Origin of the sequence: Coleofasciculus sp. G2-EDA-02 (assembly GCF_040226375.1) — a bacterium.
Lineage (GTDB): Bacteria > Cyanobacteriota > Cyanobacteriia > Cyanobacteriales > Coleofasciculaceae > Coleofasciculus.
Genome location: NZ_JAVKEW010000230.1, coordinates 1 through 16,101, shown reverse-complemented (window position 1 = coordinate 16,101; position 16,101 = coordinate 1). Strand labels below are relative to the sequence as shown.

General features: G+C 45.1%; 17 protein-coding genes. 11 read left to right on the top strand and 6 right to left on the bottom strand.

Annotated elements, in window-relative coordinates; translation table 11 throughout:
- Positions 1-150: 150 nt before the first annotated feature.
- On the bottom strand, positions 151-621 hold the full coding sequence (locus RLO19_RS26515) for a DUF4079 domain-containing protein (protein ID WP_446360380.1): 471 nt from the start codon (positions 619-621) through the stop codon (positions 151-153).
- A gap of 154 nt (positions 622-775) precedes the next feature.
- On the opposite strand from RLO19_RS26515, the gene RLO19_RS26510 reads away from it, so the two are divergent.
- The 6 genes from RLO19_RS26510 (at position 776) to RLO19_RS26485 (ending at position 6,449) form a co-directional block, all read left to right on the top strand.
- Positions 776-2,245 carry an ankyrin repeat domain-containing protein gene (locus RLO19_RS26510; RefSeq protein ID WP_446360379.1) on the top strand — a complete coding sequence of 490 codons (1,470 nt, stop codon included), beginning with the start codon at positions 776-778 and terminating at the stop codon, positions 2,243-2,245.
- Positions 2,246-2,555: 310 nt separating this feature from the next.
- Positions 2,556-3,263 carry a hypothetical protein gene (locus RLO19_RS26505; RefSeq protein WP_446360378.1) on the top strand — a complete coding sequence of 236 codons (708 nt, stop codon included), beginning with the start codon at positions 2,556-2,558 and terminating at the stop codon, positions 3,261-3,263.
- 65 nt (positions 3,264-3,328) lie between these two features.
- The gene (locus RLO19_RS26500) at positions 3,329-3,766 is read left to right on the top strand and encodes a surface-adhesin E family protein (protein WP_446360377.1); all 438 of its coding nucleotides are present in this window, start codon (positions 3,329-3,331) and stop codon (positions 3,764-3,766) included.
- Positions 3,767-3,895: 129 nt separating this feature from the next.
- On the top strand, positions 3,896-4,033 hold the full coding sequence (locus RLO19_RS26495; RefSeq protein ID WP_446360376.1) for a hypothetical protein: 138 nt from the start codon (positions 3,896-3,898) through the stop codon (positions 4,031-4,033).
- 103 nt (positions 4,034-4,136) lie between these two features.
- Positions 4,137-5,345 carry a hypothetical protein gene (locus tag RLO19_RS26490; RefSeq protein WP_446360375.1) on the top strand — a complete coding sequence of 403 codons (1,209 nt, stop codon included), beginning with the start codon at positions 4,137-4,139 and terminating at the stop codon, positions 5,343-5,345.
- A 201-nt stretch (positions 5,346-5,546) separates the two neighbouring features.
- Positions 5,547-6,449, top strand: coding sequence for an RDD family protein (locus RLO19_RS26485; protein WP_446360374.1), 903 nt, complete (start codon positions 5,547-5,549; stop codon positions 6,447-6,449).
- Between the two features lie 163 nt (positions 6,450-6,612).
- Here the strand turns inward: RLO19_RS26485 and RLO19_RS26480 are convergent, their stop codons facing one another.
- The 4 genes from RLO19_RS26480 to RLO19_RS26465 form a co-directional block, all read right to left on the bottom strand.
- Positions 6,613-6,834, bottom strand: a complete 222-nt coding sequence (locus RLO19_RS26480; protein ID WP_446360373.1) for a rhodanese-like domain-containing protein — start codon at positions 6,832-6,834, stop codon at positions 6,613-6,615.
- The gene (locus RLO19_RS26475; RefSeq protein WP_446360372.1) at positions 6,822-7,175 is read right to left on the bottom strand and encodes an RRXRR domain-containing protein; all 354 of its coding nucleotides are present in this window, start codon (positions 7,173-7,175) and stop codon (positions 6,822-6,824) included. Before RLO19_RS26475 ends, RLO19_RS26480 begins: the two co-directional genes overlap by 13 nt.
- A gap of 187 nt (positions 7,176-7,362) precedes the next feature.
- Entirely contained in the window at positions 7,363-7,575 is a 213-nt protein-coding gene (locus tag RLO19_RS26470; RefSeq protein WP_446360371.1) for a hypothetical protein, read from the bottom strand.
- A 117-nt stretch (positions 7,576-7,692) separates the two neighbouring features.
- Positions 7,693-8,214 (bottom strand): phosphoribosyltransferase, encoded by a 522-nt coding sequence (locus tag RLO19_RS26465; RefSeq protein ID WP_446360370.1) that lies wholly within the window; start codon positions 8,212-8,214, stop codon positions 7,693-7,695.
- A gap of 170 nt (positions 8,215-8,384) precedes the next feature.
- Between RLO19_RS26465 and RLO19_RS26460 the strand changes: the two genes are divergently transcribed.
- The 5 genes from RLO19_RS26460 to RLO19_RS26440 all read left to right on the top strand — a co-directional run bounded on the left by RLO19_RS26460 (position 8,385) and on the right by RLO19_RS26440 (position 14,413).
- The gene (locus tag RLO19_RS26460) at positions 8,385-9,755 is read left to right on the top strand and encodes an RNA-guided endonuclease InsQ/TnpB family protein (RefSeq protein WP_446360369.1); all 1,371 of its coding nucleotides are present in this window, start codon (positions 8,385-8,387) and stop codon (positions 9,753-9,755) included.
- Between the two features lie 151 nt (positions 9,756-9,906).
- Positions 9,907-10,875, top strand: coding sequence for a CBASS cGAMP-activated phospholipase (locus tag RLO19_RS26455; protein ID WP_446360368.1), 969 nt, complete (start codon positions 9,907-9,909; stop codon positions 10,873-10,875).
- 139 nt (positions 10,876-11,014) lie between these two features.
- The gene (gene rsmA, locus RLO19_RS26450; RefSeq protein ID WP_446360367.1) at positions 11,015-11,851 is read left to right on the top strand and encodes a 16S rRNA (adenine(1518)-N(6)/adenine(1519)-N(6))-dimethyltransferase RsmA; all 837 of its coding nucleotides are present in this window, start codon (positions 11,015-11,017) and stop codon (positions 11,849-11,851) included.
- Positions 11,852-11,948: 97 nt separating this feature from the next.
- The gene (ispE, locus tag RLO19_RS26445) at positions 11,949-12,929 is read left to right on the top strand and encodes a 4-(cytidine 5'-diphospho)-2-C-methyl-D-erythritol kinase (RefSeq protein ID WP_446360366.1); all 981 of its coding nucleotides are present in this window, start codon (positions 11,949-11,951) and stop codon (positions 12,927-12,929) included.
- Between the two features lie 80 nt (positions 12,930-13,009).
- Positions 13,010-14,413 (top strand): protein kinase domain-containing protein, encoded by a 1,404-nt coding sequence (locus RLO19_RS26440; RefSeq protein ID WP_446360365.1) that lies wholly within the window; start codon positions 13,010-13,012, stop codon positions 14,411-14,413.
- An 8-nt stretch (positions 14,414-14,421) separates the two neighbouring features.
- On the opposite strand, the gene RLO19_RS26435 is transcribed toward RLO19_RS26440, so the two are convergent.
- Positions 14,422-15,822, bottom strand: a complete 1,401-nt coding sequence (locus RLO19_RS26435) for a GTP-binding protein (RefSeq protein WP_446360364.1) — start codon at positions 15,820-15,822, stop codon at positions 14,422-14,424.
- Between the last annotated feature and the right edge of the window lie 279 nt (positions 15,823-16,101).

Sequence of the window (16,101 nt, the reverse complement as noted above, 5' to 3'; positions counted from 1 at the left end):
CCTACCAACTCGGTGTCCTAACCTTCCCGTGAAAAGTCAGGTGAGGGATTGGGTGGTAAGCTGTCACGCATTTAAATTGGGAATGGGTAGCGAGCTTGCTGGCTCGCATTACGCAGTAAAATCGTTAAGGTTTAAATGCCGAACAGCTTACTACATTTTGCTGATAATTTTTTGCACAATCTGCATTCCCGTTACAGCTTGCCAGCCAAACAGTCCTAAAAGCACCGCATTCAGGGCAATATGGCTATAGCGAGCCCACATTTGACCTTTTTGCATGAATGGTGTAAAGGACGCCGACATGGCAATGAGGGCAGTCATACTTAAGCCAACCAGCAAGTGGGGACCGAAAAATAACTTACCGTTGTTGATGTAAGTCACTGCCATTCCGCCAACGGTGCTAATCACCATAACGGCTAACAGGATTGAACCAATTTGATGGTGCTTGATATTGTATTTGCCCTTGATTAGCTCTTTGCGGAGTTCACCTTCTGCCGTTCTCGTCTGTTGAATTTTGATCCCCAGATACAGGGCATAAATGGCAGTTGCCAGCAGGAGCCACATCACTATAGGGTGAAAGAATTGGGAGTAAACTTTAATCGGTTCTGGGATGTCGAAGTTCATAAGCTTCTTAGAGGAGTTTCAATATAGTGACAAAAGTTAACATAGCATAGCTGCTGTTTCCTCTAAAGTCTGATAACGAAACTGACTTCCCTCCCAAGAGATAGATTTAACTAGTCTGATTGGCGCTGGCGTTGACCATTCCCCTGGAATAGCTATGATCCAAAACACTGATGGCTTACTGCTGAAAGCCGCCCAAAGTGGCAACTTGACCCAAATCAAAACCCTGCTGAGTCAGGGGGTGAATATCGATGCGACTGATCGCGATGGCACGACTGCCTTGATGATAGCCGCTCAACGGGGTTATACCGAAATTGTGCGATCGCTAGTCGCGGCTGGTGTCAATATCAACCTGCCACGAAAACGGTACAGTTTAACCGCACTCATGCTCGCTGTCGCCGCCAATCAGGTGGATGCAGTAGAAACCCTAATCGCCGCCGGTGCTGATGTTAATGCCAAGAATGAAGATGGTAGCACCGCGCTTATGGTGGCGGCACATAAAGGTCATCTCAAACTGGTACAACGCCTACTCAAAGCAGGTGCTGATGTCAATATCCAAGACAAAGATAACGATAACGCCCTGAAGCTAGCGGCGGAAAGTGGTCAGATTCAAATTGTCAACACCTTACTCGAAGCTGGGGCAGATAGCACACTGAGTTCAGAGGCATTGCTTTTGGCGGCTAGTGAGGGTCATACTCAGATGGTGAGCCGATTACTGGAGGGTGGGTTTGATGTCAATACTCGAAACGTTGATGGCAGAACCGCACTCATACAGGCGGCTGAGTTAGGCTATTTACCGATTATTCAGCTATTGTTGGCTCATGGTGCTGATGTCAATCTGCAAGATGAGGACGGTGAAACCGCGCTGACTTTAGCGGCAGATCAAGGTCATACGCCGGTTGTCCAGGCTTTATTAGCGGCGGGTGCAGATGTGAATCAGCACAATCTCAGGGGTGGAACTGCCTTGATGGCGGCAGCAGCAGGAGGTCATTGTGACATTGTTCGGGCATTACTGGATGCGGGGGCACAGATTAATGTTCAGGATGATGATGGGGAGACAGTATTACATTTAGCCTCTGTAGAAGGGCATGGGGCGGTTGTGGAGGCGTTACTCCAGCGCAACGCCAGCGTACACCTCAAAAATAACCTAGGCGACACGGCGCTGCTTCTAGCCGCTTTACATGGTCACACAGACATTGCGATCGCGCTGTTGCAACATGGCGCTGACGTGAATGCAACTAACCAAGCCGAAACCCCACTTACCCTTGCCCTATCTCAGGGATATTCAGAAACCGTCAAAGTATTGCTCAAAGCTGGGGCAAATGCCAATATGACGGACATCAAAGGGAAAACCCTGTTAATGAAGGTGGCTGATCAAGGGAATAGTGAACTGATACGCTCGGTATTAGAAGCGGGCGCGGATGTGAATCAGCGAGATAGTGCGGGGGCGACAGCCTTAATGTGGGCAGCCCATCGGGGTTATATCCCCGCTGTGAAATGTTTACTCGAAGCCGGTGCTGATGTCACCCTCAAAAATCGGGGTGGTTATACGGCGATGATGATTGCTGAATTTAATGGGTATCCGGAAGTCGTGGGTGTTCTTAAAGCCGCAGGGGCGGCTGAGTGAGGAATCAACGGATAATCCAGAATTTTCATCCCTCGCTCAACTAATGTGAGTTTGTAGGGGCGGGTTTAACTATTATCATTGTTTGCCCCCCTGATGTCATTAAACCCGCCCCGTTTGAATGACAAATAACAAATGACAATTCACAAATTGACAATGGATAATGAACAATGGATAATGACCTCTCCTTAAAAGAAGAGGATTGAAATTCAGGAAAATATTTTTTAATTTTTTCGTTTACGAAGAGGTCTTAGACCCAATTAATCAATTATCAATTATCAATTATCAATTATTAATTATCCATTGATAACAAATGACAAATAACAAAAAGATTTTACCCTTAGGTTTATTGTCAATAACTTTAATCACTTGGCTCGTTGGATATCAGCTATTCATACCAAGGATAACCCTGGCTCAACGTCAACGCTTTCTGTGGTTAGATTTATATCAAACCAACTCATCATCCAACAATAACACTGAACCCCCAGCGCGGGGAAGAACGGGAGGAAGTCGTGGTTCCGTTTGTCCAATTTCTCCAGCCTACAATCCTTTAGCCATTCCCTTAGTTTGGAGTAATCGCCCATTATTTATGTGGCGAGTTAAAGAGGGAGAAGAGATTGGCAAACTTGAACTGTGGCAGCATGTTACCCAGGATGTGGTGTGGAGTAAACAAGTGAGTCCATCAGAGGATATGCTTTTGTATGATGGGGAAGCGCTGCAACCGGGAGAGCGTTATTTTTGGGTATTATTTAATCAGGACTCTGTTCCGCTTTATCGGCTAGCCTTTCAGATAGTGGATCAACCAACACGCGATCGCATCTCTTCTGATTTGATGACTATAGAGGCACAATTGCAAGACGATAGAGCATCAGCCGAGGAGATAGCTTACGCTAAAGCCCAGTATTTTGCCGCTCGTCAGATGTGGGCGGATGTGTTGCAACAGGCGTACAGTGTGGAAAATCCGTCAATGGCTTTGACTGACTTTCTTCAGATGACTCGCCAGCAGTTTTGTTCAGGTTAAACTCGTTTTATTATTAATTAAAAGCATATGTATAAACAGTTCAGAACCCTTAAGCGGCTATCTATATGACAAATCCCTTAATTCAACTCAACCGCCGTTCTCTCCAAGGAGTATTCACCCTCCTTTCCCTAACCAGCGCCATCCTCATTTCACCCGTCGCGATCGCGCAGCAGTGGGTGAGAGTCAAAACCGATGCAGACAATAACGCCTACCACGTTAATGTCTCCACGATTGAAGGCAGAGGGCGCTTGCGCTACTTCTGGGCAAATGTTATCTACGGAGAACCCGACACTAATATCGTACCCGGAAAACAGGTATACAGCGCTACATATTATATCGCGGTGGATTGCCAGAATCAGATTTATCAAGTGCGCTTTGAGCGATTGCTAGATGCTAACGGACAAACCGTTAAAGATTATAACTATGGAGAAGATGGCAGAGGCGGTGTACCCGATTCAGGTTCTCCCGAAGAAGCCTCACTTAAGTTTGTTTGCTCAAAATAAAAAATCAGTCAATTCTGCTAAAGTTGTGCATAGCAATTTCTGCCTCAGAACCATAGAAGATTAGAACGCGAAGACTGAAGATCATTCGTTATTTTATCTTTAGTTGAATCTCATAAAATCAGTAATCGGGTGACAACAGATGTGATGGTATCCGTTGCGCCTCCAGCTCAAACGATTGGATTGCTCGGACAAGACTTTTTTGACGGCTATGAGGTTACGCTCAAAAAAAATGTGATTGAATTTCGTCGTCAACGCTACAGAAATTAGGAGTGGGGGTTGTATTGCACCTGCGCGATCGCGTTTTGCCAAAATCTTCTCAGAGCTATAGATAATTAAGCTATGGATCGACTGACCTGTTAAGGATAATGGCATGACTAGGATACCACCGATTATAGAACGGGCAAAGCAGGGGGATAGCCACGCGATCGCAGCCCTGATCAATCGTCATCTTCAGGTACAAGGCGTTACGGCTAAAACCAAGGTGAAAGGGGACTGCTTGCGCCTGATGCTGGAAGGTAATACTCTACCCAACCAAGAGGTGATGGTGCAGTTTATTTATCAGGGTATGACCAAACTGGCGGTTAAATCAATCAAAACGGTCAAAATTTATGGCAAACAAACCCATCTCGATTTTCCCGCATGGAGTCAGGAATTGGACTTAGGTGAGCAACCTCAACCTGTTCTCAATCATTCTCCCCTTGAGGAATCTAGCTCAATTTTACTGATTCCCCAAAGACAACTTGATCAGGAAATAGAACGCACCGAGAAAAAAACCGATCACAATCAAGTTGATGGAGAACTAGAAACCCAAAACTTGAACCTATCCGATACGCCATTCGTTACGGCTGAGATTTATCAAACCCGTGGAATCGCCAATTCTCTCAACCAAGCTAGCCCCAACTCAAAAGCCCAAGGGAAAAAAGCCCGTGTTCTAAAACAGATAAGTCGTGTTTTAATCGCCTTCCTGGGGTTAGAAATTAGTTTCAATAGCCTCTTTGTGATTTACGCGGCTGTTTGGGCAACCTCTTACTATATTTATGACCTATTGGATGTAGCCGATACGACGGGAATCCTCATCTATTTAATTCACCGCATGGTGATTTTTATTGACTCGTTCTGGAACCCTCTGGAATTAATCAGTGATTGCACTTACACCCTTGTCTTTCTCCTGAGTTTGGTTTGGCTGCATCGCGTTCATGGGTATCTGAGAACCCACCTACCTGACTATCCAATCACGCCTTGGGGGGCTGTTGCTCGCTTTGTGGTTCCATTTTATAGCTTCTGGGGAATCTGGAATACGTTGAACACATTAGCCGAGCGACTTAAAGTGCAGGAGGCTAAGCTAGCCCATTTAGGTACATCATTGAGTCGGTGGATACCGTGGTTGTATATTACATTATTTGGTTCAAATATTTTAGATCGGATGTATTGGTATGGCTTCAACAATGGGAATCAAGATTATTCTTTTCCCTGGTTATTCTTCGCCTACGCTAGTACCACTCTGTTCCTCTCTCTGGTTTGGCTAAAAATTGTGCGGATTATCAGCCAAGTTATGGTTAAAACTGGCAATAGGCAATAGATACCGATAAGCGTGCGTGGAAGTGCGATCGCGTTTTGGTTAAGTTTTATCAAAATTTACAAAAAATTAGGATCAGGGCGGATAATTGTGGTTTCCACACTAGATAATCAGCGTAAAATCCACCCCTATAAGTAGTGTTATGTGTCAAACGTCAACCCAATTGGTATTACTGATTACCCCTTCCTAAAAGGTCAATCTCTCATGAATCCTGAAAAAATCAAAAAACTGGCAAAACAAGGCAATCCTGAAGCCATTGCTGTTTTGCTCAATCGTTCTCTCCAGCCTCAAGGTGTTACAGCTAAAGTTGGTCGAGAAAATAATAACTTACAAGTAATGCTGGAATCGGCTCAGGTTCCATCCATGGACTTAACTCCAAGAATTTGCCAAGGATTGATTAATTTGGGTGTAAAATCAATTGAGCGAGTTCAGATATATGGACGGCAAATTGGTGAAGAGATTCCCGATTGGAATCAAGATATTGATTTAGCCAACCCAACTGAATCAAATCCCATCGAAGCTGATTCATCTGTCAGTGTTGCTAACAATGAACCTCAAGACTTGAGTTCATCTGTCACTTCTCAAGTCAAAATCAATACCCACAAAACATCTACCTTTGAAACAGACCAGGTTACTGACAATTATCAAAACCCGCCTCAAGCTCATTTTGCCACAGAGCCTAAACCGAGTCTCAAACCTGCCAGTCAAACAAAGAGATTTTTAAATTTTGTTCTAGATAGTTTATTTTTCTTACTTCTTTACTTTTTCATTGTCATAGTTATATTTATAATTTGGAGTGTATTTAATCCAGAACTTTTGGAAACTAATGAAGCGACGGCGTTAGAGGATTTAATTTATAATCTAATCGCCTACATTTTATTCTTGCTTTATTACCAAGTAACCGAATCACTATGGAGTAAAAGTCCGGCTAAATTTATTACCAAAACAAGAGTCGTAAACAACCGGGATCAAAAACCAAGTTCAGGACAAATTTTTCACAGGTCAGCCGCTCGGTATATTCCCTTTGAAGCCTTCAGTTTTCTTACTTCCAACCACCCACGCGGTTGGCACGATAAGGTATCTAAGACTAAGGTTGTCGATGATTAAAGACAATCATGAACAGTCTCAAGGGGGATCAATTTCTGCAATTAGCCGGTTATGCTCTGGCAACTATCGGTCTATTTTCTCCGGACTTTTTTTGGGGGAAATCCAATTATCCCGACAAATCATAGATTATGGTGCGGGACTTATTACCTCCCCCAAACTCCGATCATAAGCCAAAGTTGCTCGGCAGTTGCTCAGCCGGACCCTCTGTTGAACCAGAAATTGCTTTCCAAGCCGTTAATCCACCTTTGAGGACAGATACAGATACAAAACCCGCTTCCCGCAGTTTTGCGGCTGCTTGATTGCTTTGTTGATCATCGTCACCGTAGACGTAGATCTCACGTTGCGGTTCGAGACTGGATATGGCACGATCAGTTAATTCCGCCATCGGCATAGGAACCGCACCCCTGATCCGAGCTTGGTTAAAGGCAGCGCGATCGCGCTGCGACTTGATATTGCCTCTTGAATGGCAATTCCTCTATGGCTTAGTTCAGCCGCAAATATGACTCGCAGACCTTCTAAAATGGCTAGTCCAGTTACTCGGAAGCCAGGATCAATTTTTAGTTGATGTTCCGTAACAATGGGCTTCTTTACCTCCTGTTTTAAAATAATGGTAAAAGGATACCGCCTCCACACAGCCGCTTGACCAGAAGCAAGAAGCTTTCTCGCCTTGGCGGGATGACAACTGTTGAGTGGTTCCTGGTGGGAATTAATCACAAAAACTCGCATAATACGAAAACTCCTGTTTCCAGGGTAAATTGTGCCTCGTCAATGTTATTAGAGCTTGTCGTGTCTAGGTCACTGGCTATACCTAAATCACCTGTTTAAACCTAGACGGCTTTTAGACTATAAGCTGGCAAGCACTTATAGATTCCATGACCCTAATAACGTAGCGTTTGCTTAGACTGGCTATCCATCACTGGAATGATCGTGTTGTCAACGGTTGTCCAGTGTTAGGCGGATAGCGAACATCCAGAATTGTCAAAGCAGGTTCACCCCATTGTAGGCGGGATTTGAGTGCTTGAGCGCTAGACTCTGGCATCTGCTGGGGTGATGCTGGGGTAGGAATTGCCTCAGCCACCTTTTCTTTTGCCTGGGAGATGGGATTCGTTGTTTGTGGGTCTGACATAATAGTTGTGTGGTGATAAATCTTAATCACTTCACCATAATCAGATTTGCCTCCTGTAAACCTCTTTCTTTAGACGTAAGGTTTCACTCATCAGTGCGGTCTGATGAGTAAAAATGCTTAAGCTTCCTTGAGCAAATAGCTTGCGGCTAACTCATTTGGACTTATATTTTCATAAGGTTCAAAGGGTTGATGAATCCAGGGATTGGCAGATAAATAGTCTACATAATAATCAGGAGTGATCAGGGAGTGAGCTTTGAACCACAGAACCGCCGTGCGAATCTCCTCTAATTCATTCCCATACCGTTCCTCTAGCCAATGCATCGATTCCCGCAGGCTAACGCCAGAATCCACTAAATCATCCACAAGTAGCACACGATTCCCTAATGTTTCCGTTATCATCGTCAGATGGTGGGAAAAGGTGATTTCACCTCGGACACGGTTTTGGGAACCCCCATAAGACGATGCTGAAAGAATCGCTAAGGGTTTGTTGTAAATTCGGCAGAGGATATCCCCAACCCGCAGTCCTCCTTTAGCAATGCAGACAATTTGGTTAAACTCCCAGTTGGCTTGATAAATCTTGACGGCTAGGAGTTCAATTTTTTTATGGTATTCTGACCAAGAGACATAAAGGTCTGACATAAGCAGCATCCAGTAAAGGGTCAATCGGGATAGAATGGTTCCCTTAAATCCCAAATTAAAATAATTTTAGCTTGATCGGCGATTCATCTCACACCATAATCTTTGATTTGGTGTGATGAATCGCCTGTGTAGTGTGTGAGTTATAATTAAACTTAAGGAGGTGATAAAAATTGAAGCGAAGCAAAGACACATTTAAACTGAACTACCAGTATAGAATTGTGCCGGATAGGCAACAAACTTATCAGCTAAATGAATGGCTGTACAAGTTGTGCCGGATACACAATCTGATGTTGGAAGAACGGTTTAACTGGTGGGAGCGATTACGCTCACCTGTCAATGCTTGTCCAATTTTTGTAACTTATTTACCAGAACTCAAAGACCAGCCAACCTATTACTCGCAGAAACGGGCAACCCATTGGTCAAGGGAATCGAATAAACACCTGTACGAAGGGGTTCATTCCCAGGTAATCCAGGAAGCAATTAAGCGGGTAGAAGATACGTTTAATCGGTTTATTAAAGGCGATTTAAATGGGAAGCGAAGCGGAAAACCTCGCTTTAAATCAGTGCGGCGATACCGGACAGTTTCTATCCCTCAACTAAAAGCTGATTGCCTGAGTGTTACGGTTAACCCGCATCGGCGCAAAAATGGCGGTACACGACGGGATCTTGTCTATATCAACCTACCCAAGGTGGGTCAGGTAAAACTAATCTACCATCGCCCAATCCCAAAAGGATTCACTATCAAAGCGGCGCTAGTTTCCCACAAAGCAGATGGTTGGTATATTTGCTTAACCCTAGAGGATAAATCTATCCCCTTCTTTAAGCCACCAGAGATAGAAGCAACAGAAGAGAACTCCATTGGATTGGACGTTGGTTTGGAGAAGTTCTGGACGGCATCGGATGGGGAAATTGAGCCTATTCAACAACATTACCGCCAGTCCGAGGCGAAGTTGGCAAGGTTGGCTAACCGCAAAGATGGAAAGCCGCATAAGTCGGCATCACGGCGAAAGCTGGCGAAAAAAATATCGAAGCATCACCAAAAGTTACAGCGGAAGCGAAAGCAATTTCATTATGAATCTGCGACTCGACTGGTGAGCCGGGATGAGAAGGTGTTCTTTGTCGAAGACATCAAGCCAGGGAACTTATCCCGAAAAAACAAGCCAAAACAGGACAAAGATGGGAAATATTTACCAAACGGACAAAGCGCTAAGTCAGGTTTAAACAAATCAATCAATGACGCTGGCTGGGGTCAATTCCTTTCAATTCTCAATTACAAAGCTGCGAAAGCTGGTAAATTGGTGGTGAAAGTAAAGCCTCATAACACAAGCCAGGTATGCTCTTGTTGTAATCGCGTTGAACAAAAAGATTTATCAGTACGAATTCACCACTGTTTATGTGGGTTTGTACTGGACAGAGATTGGAACGCTGCCATTAACATCAAGAAAGTGGGGCTGGGCATATTCCCCACTATAAAACGCCGGAAGCGTCGTTCTAAAACGGCGACAAAGGAAGCCTACACCGTACCCCTAGGGTCGGTGTAGGAGGATGTCACCGACATAAATTATAAATGTGAAGTAAAAAAATACTAAGTCCATCCTTTTGTCCCCCTTCCCTCTTGATGGCTACCTAGTTGTTTCGGTTAAAAGTGTAATATAAGTTACAGTACAACTAGATTTTGGGAGACATTTGAAAATGACCTATCGAATTTTAAGCTTAGATGGTGGTGGCATTCGCGGCATTATTTCAGCCGTCATCTTAGCAGAAGTTGAACGAGTTCTAAACCAACCTTTAAACCAATATTTCGATTTGATTGCCGGAACATCTACGGGTTCAATCCTCGCCTCAGCTATCGCCATTGGACGCAAAAGCGAGGAGATTATCAGGCTATATCGAGAGAAGGGGGCAAGAATTTTTCCCTATCAAGGTCGCTTTTCCCCCCAGCGGTTGGGATTAGTGTTTCAACACGGTCTTTCAGCACCGCTCTACTCAGACGACGGCTTAATTAAAGTGTTGCAAGAAGAGTTTGGAACAACAAAACTATCGGATATTGAGAACCCCCTCCAACTGATGATTATTGCCTACGATACAATCGGGCGAAAACCCATTGTGTTTAAAAGTTGGCGTGAAGACCAAGATTTTTTCAATATTCCTTTATGGGAAGCCTGCGTCTGTTCCTCATCTGCACCAACCTATTTTCCGGCTCACCTTTTACAAACATCGAGTCGAGAATATTCTGTAATCGATGGTGGCGTTGGCGCCAACAATCCGGCGGCGGCAGCTCTGGCAGAAGCGCTACGATTAAATTATTCAATTCAAGATATTTCTGTACTCTCAATTGGCACCGGCAATTCTGACCGTCCATTTCCCTGGAAGGAGACACGCGGCTGGGGATTGGCACAATGGGGATGGCAAGGACGCCTAATTGACGTATTATTTGATGCGTCTTCTGATATTCACGATTATATTACCCGGCAGATCATGACTTCTAAGGACTTAGGTAATCCAGACGTTCAGCGCTACCTGCGCCTACAACCCGATATTATGAGTTTTGAAATCGACAACGCCAGTCCGGGAAATATTGCCAATCTTACCATGTTTTCCCGAGATTACATTGCGGAAAACCAACAGGTGCTGAAGAATTTTTTAATAAGTAATAAGTAGAGAGATGCCATGGCACGTCTGTCATCAGCAGGCTCTCTTTAGTCACTGTAGGGGCGGGTAGGGACTCAATAGCTTGTTGCCAACAACTGAGCAACTTGCACCCGCCCTAGCTTATCTTAAAATATAAAATAATTGAGTAATGAAACCCAAAGCCCGTAAACAATTCGCGCAACATTGGCTGCGTAGTGAAAAAGCCCTAAATCAAATCATGACAGCAGCAGACTTGCAGCCAAGGGATCGCCTGCTGGAGATTGGTCCGGGAACGGGTGTGCTGACGCGGCGACTCCTGGCGGAGGTGGAGTCATTGGTGGCTGTTGAGATTGACCGGGATTTGTGCCAACTTTTGGCAAAAAAGTTAGGTCAAAAGGAAAATTTCTTACTATTACAAGGGGATATTCTCTCCCTTAACTTAGCCGAACATATCGCCGCCTTTGGTCATTTCCATTATCCGAATAAAGTCGTTGCTAATATTCCCTACAACATCACAGGACCAATTTTGCAAACGCTCTTGGGAACCATCGCCCAACCCGTTGCTCCCGCCTTTGAGTTAATTGTACTATTGGTGCAAAAAGAAGTGGCGCAACGATTATGTGCTAAACCAGGTGGCAAGGAATTTGGCGCGTTATCGGTGCGGGTGCAATATCTGGCAGACTGTGAATGGATCTGTGATGTCCCAGCCAAAGCCTTTTCCCCACCGCCCAAAGTTGACTCAGCCGTAGTCTGCTTGCATCCCCGAATTGTAGAACCCTCAGCCGATAATCCCCAAAAGCTAGAAACCTTAGTCAAGCTGGGTTTTGCCAGTAAACGGAAAATGTTGCGAAATAACCTCAAATCTGTATGCGATCGCGATACAATTAACCAATTACTGGAACAATTAGATAGTCATCCCCAAGCGCGTGCTGAAGACTTGAGCGTTACTCAATGGGTTACTCTTGCCAATCGCTTAAATGTGACAGTAGGGGCAGCCGGGGGATAAGGTTTGTCGATTTCCGATAACGAGACTAAACCCGCCCTGCACCAGTGACTCATTTAATGTAATTTATAATGCATAATTCATAACTCATAATTCCCCCATGCGTTCCTATTCCCTAATCGCCCCTGCCAAAATTAATCTGTATCTGGAAATACTAGGCGATCGCGCCGATGGGTATCATGAACTGGCGATGATCCTGCAAAGCATTGAACTCGCTGATCAAGTTAACATTCGCGCTATTGGTACTCAAACCATTCAAGTTCACTGCGATCACCCGCAAGTTCCCCGGGATGAAACCAATCTGGCTTATCGGGCGGTGGAATTGATGAGTCAAGAGTTTCCCGATTGCTGGGCGCAGTTTGGCGGTGTGGAAGTCACGATTCAAAAGAATATTCCCGTCGCGGCTGGATTAGCAGGAGGGTCTACGAATGCTGCAGCCGTTTTGGTAGGATTGGATATGCTCTGGCAACTTGGACTTACGCAGCCAGAATTACAAGAGTTAGCCGCGAAACTGGGTTCAGACGTGCCATTTTGTCTAGCTGGGGGAACCGCGATCGCAACGGGGCGAGGCGAAGAACTTGATCCCTTACCCAGTCTGGATTCTTTCTATGTGGTGTTAGCCAAGCATCAGAACTTAGCTGTTTCTACCGCTTGGGCTTATCAAACCTATCGGTCTGAGTTTGGCAACTCTTATAGGCGTTCTGATCGATCATCCAAATCAATAGCAACTGAACCTTTAAATACCCCGACTCGCGTACATTCCGGTTCTATGGTTCAAGGTATTATAAATAAAAATGGCTCAAAAATTGGTCAACTGCTATACAATGATTTAGAAAAAGTTGTGCTACCTAACTATCCCCAAGTCTTGCAACTGCGGCAAGCTTTTGAAAATAGCGGTGCATTAGGCACAATGATGTCCGGTTCAGGACCTACGGTATTTGCCCTTTGTCAGTCCCAGGAACAAGCCCAAGAAATTTTACAACAAGTTCAGTCAGCGATTCGGTGTCCAGATTTAGGGTTTTGGGTGAGTAAGTTTGCCAGTCATGGGATTCAGATTATCTCCCCCATAAATCATTTATAGGGAATAGAGAATAGGGGTGTAAAAACGTGCCATGGCGCGTCTGAAAGCCGGGGAAGAAAAAATTAAATGTGATTTATAAAATGACGTATTGTATTACACCGGGATGTCTTACGCCAGAAAATCATGATTCCGCTCAATTTTGTCAAACTTGTGGGGGAAAACTACACCTAAAAGAACGATATCGCGCCCTAAAACCCATCGGGCGTGGTGGATTTGGCAGAACTTTTTTGGCAGTTGATGAAGATATTCCCAGTAAACCCTCTTGTGTGATTAAACAACTTTATCTGGAAAATCCCAAGCCGAACACATTTGCCAAAGCTCAAGAACTTTTTCAGCAAGAGGCAATCCGTTTAGATGAGTTGGGTAAGCATCCGCAAATCCCCACACTTCTGGCGCATTTTGAACAAAATCAACAGCTTTATTTAATTGAAGAATTCATTCCGGGACTAACCCTAAGTGAGGAGTTAAAGCAACAGGGACATTACAACGAAGATCAGATTTGGCAATTTTTGCGCGAGATATTACCCTTGGTTGGCTATATCCATTCCTGTCGTGTACTGCATCGAGATATCAAACCCGACAATATTATCCGCCGCCAAGATGATGGGAAATTAGTATTAATTGATTTTGGTGTTGCCAAATTGCTGACGGATACTGCCTTACTGCAAACAGGTACAATTATTGGTAGCCCGGAATACATGGCACCCGAACAACTCAAAGGTAAAGCATTTTGGGCAAGTGACTTATATAGTGTAGGAGTGACTTGCATTTACTTGCTGACTCAGGTATCCCCCTTTGATCTGTATGATGCATTTAACGAAACGTGGGTTTGGCGAGATTTCTTACCCCTTGGAACTAAAATTAGTGATCGCCTGGGGAAAATCCTAGATCAGTTAATCCACTATAGCCTTAAGCAACGCTATCAATCGGCTGATCAGGTGATAACAGCTCTGACACCTCCTACTTCTCCCCCGGTAGGCACTCATTTTATCAACCTCTGGCACCCTACAACTTGCCCAATCCCAGGGAATACTCTCACCTCAGAAGTGGGGATTGACTATCGACGATTAAAGCAACTGTTGGTTACCCATAAATGGCAACAAGCGGATAAAGAAACATGGACATTATTGTGTCAGGCGTGTGGCAAAACACCGGGTTATTATCTGAAGCTGGATGATATCCACGAATTACCCTGTGAAGACTTGCGTACTTTGGATCAGCTATGGGTAAAATACAGTAAAAACCACTTTGGCTTTACGGTGCAAAGCCGCATCTATCAAGAGGTTGAAGGGGATTATGCCAGTTTTTGCGATCGCGTGGGTTGGTCGGTTTACAATCCTCACTTTCCGGATACAGCTTATCACTTTAATCTTAAAGCTCCAGCCGGACATTTGCCATCCCGTCGCTGGGTGGGAGGCTATTACGACTGGTGGCGTCACGCTGAAGCGATCGCGGCTAAATTGGAACAATGTGGTTTGTCGTAGTGAAAATCCTAAGATAAGTGTTGACCCAGTTCCTGTCGCAGGCGATAGAGAATCATATCCGGTTCAACTTGATTGAGAATATCTTGAATTACACGACTCGCACCCAAAGGTCCCCAAGTGCAGCCTTGTTCTAAATAGACTTGCGCCGCATGACCAACCGTGTATGCGCCATACCCGGCAATCCCAGCTTGAGTCACAGCAACTCCAGCATAAGCCGTGATACCGCCAATACTATCTACTGTACTGACAACAGCCGAGGCACTTTTGCCCATTCCCAACAGCGCACTACTTCCCAGTTCACCCAAAAGCAAGCCCCCGGAACTGATTAATATTTTGCGCCATAGTTTTCCTGCTTCATAACTCGTCATCGGTAAACCGTAGAGTCGGGATAAGGAACGAATCAGTGCTAAGTCTGCTACAGTTCCACCTAAAATATCCAAGACACCAATCGGATTGAGCGCCACTGCCAAAGCTTTATACTTAGCAAAGCGCCAGATTAAATCTTCGGCTTCCGTTTTACGTTGGGCAACAGTTTTCTGGGCAATGTTAACTTGAGCAGTTCGGGCTTGAAACAGGGCATTGAGTGCCAACAGCGATCGCCCTTCGCGATTGAGTATCTTTAAAATAGCTTGCTTCAACTCATCCACCTGCGGCGGTAGAGTTTCCCATTCATAACTGACGTTTCCATCAGGCAATTCTACCCGCACTTGTATGGGTGACGGTTCTGCGGCTACCCTGACGATCTCCTCGGGTGATAACATCTTTTGTAAGCGGCGATCGCGGGGACTGCCTGTACCTAGTTCTTGCAGTTGCTGGTAAATCGCCTCTCTATCTTGTTCTGGATACAAATCAATCTTGTTAAATACGAGAATCAGAGGCTTTTGGGCTTGACGCAGTTCAGACAATGCCTCATACTCCGTGCGGGTAATATCCCCAGCCACCACAAATAAAATTAAATCCGCCTGGGAAGCCACCTGTCGCGCCATCTGCGCCCGTGCTTCTCCCTGAACCTCATCCAATCCCGGCGTATCAATTAACTCTAAGAGCACTTTCCCCTCACCACCGGGCGCCCAATGTACCGACTTGGGCCACTGCGTTACCCCATGCAGGGGACCCGTTTGTAAGATTTTTTGACCCAGCAAAGCATTGACGACAGCCGATTTACCGCGACTGACTAAACCAAAGGTGGCAATGCGAATCACACTTTGGTCAAGTTTGTCCAAGCTAAACTGCAATACCTCCAGTTCATTTTGTAATGCCGCTTGCAGTTCCACATCCGGATGGGGGCGGCGGTGATGCAGGTTGTTGTACCAAGACAAGGTGTGCCGCAAACTCGCACGAGCGCGGTGAATATAGTAGTCTTGGTGGTTTCGGCTGGGTTTAGGGGCAGAGGATGGTGATTGACTCAAGGTTAAATGGGAAAGGATGGGCTACAGTTCTATTTTCGTATAATTAGCGCTAGATGTTTTAGCTATAGCAACCGCCATAGCGGTTAGGACAGATCATTTGGTAGAGACTCCTCCGGCGGAACGTCTGGAACAACAGTTTTTAACTGACGAGGGGTTTGGGGAGCTATAAGTCTCACGCCATAATCTTTGATTTGGCGTCGAGATACATGGACTCCCCAAGTCTATTTTGGGGTTCGATACACCCAAAATAGACATTTACCGTAACTTGTCGTTTGCAGT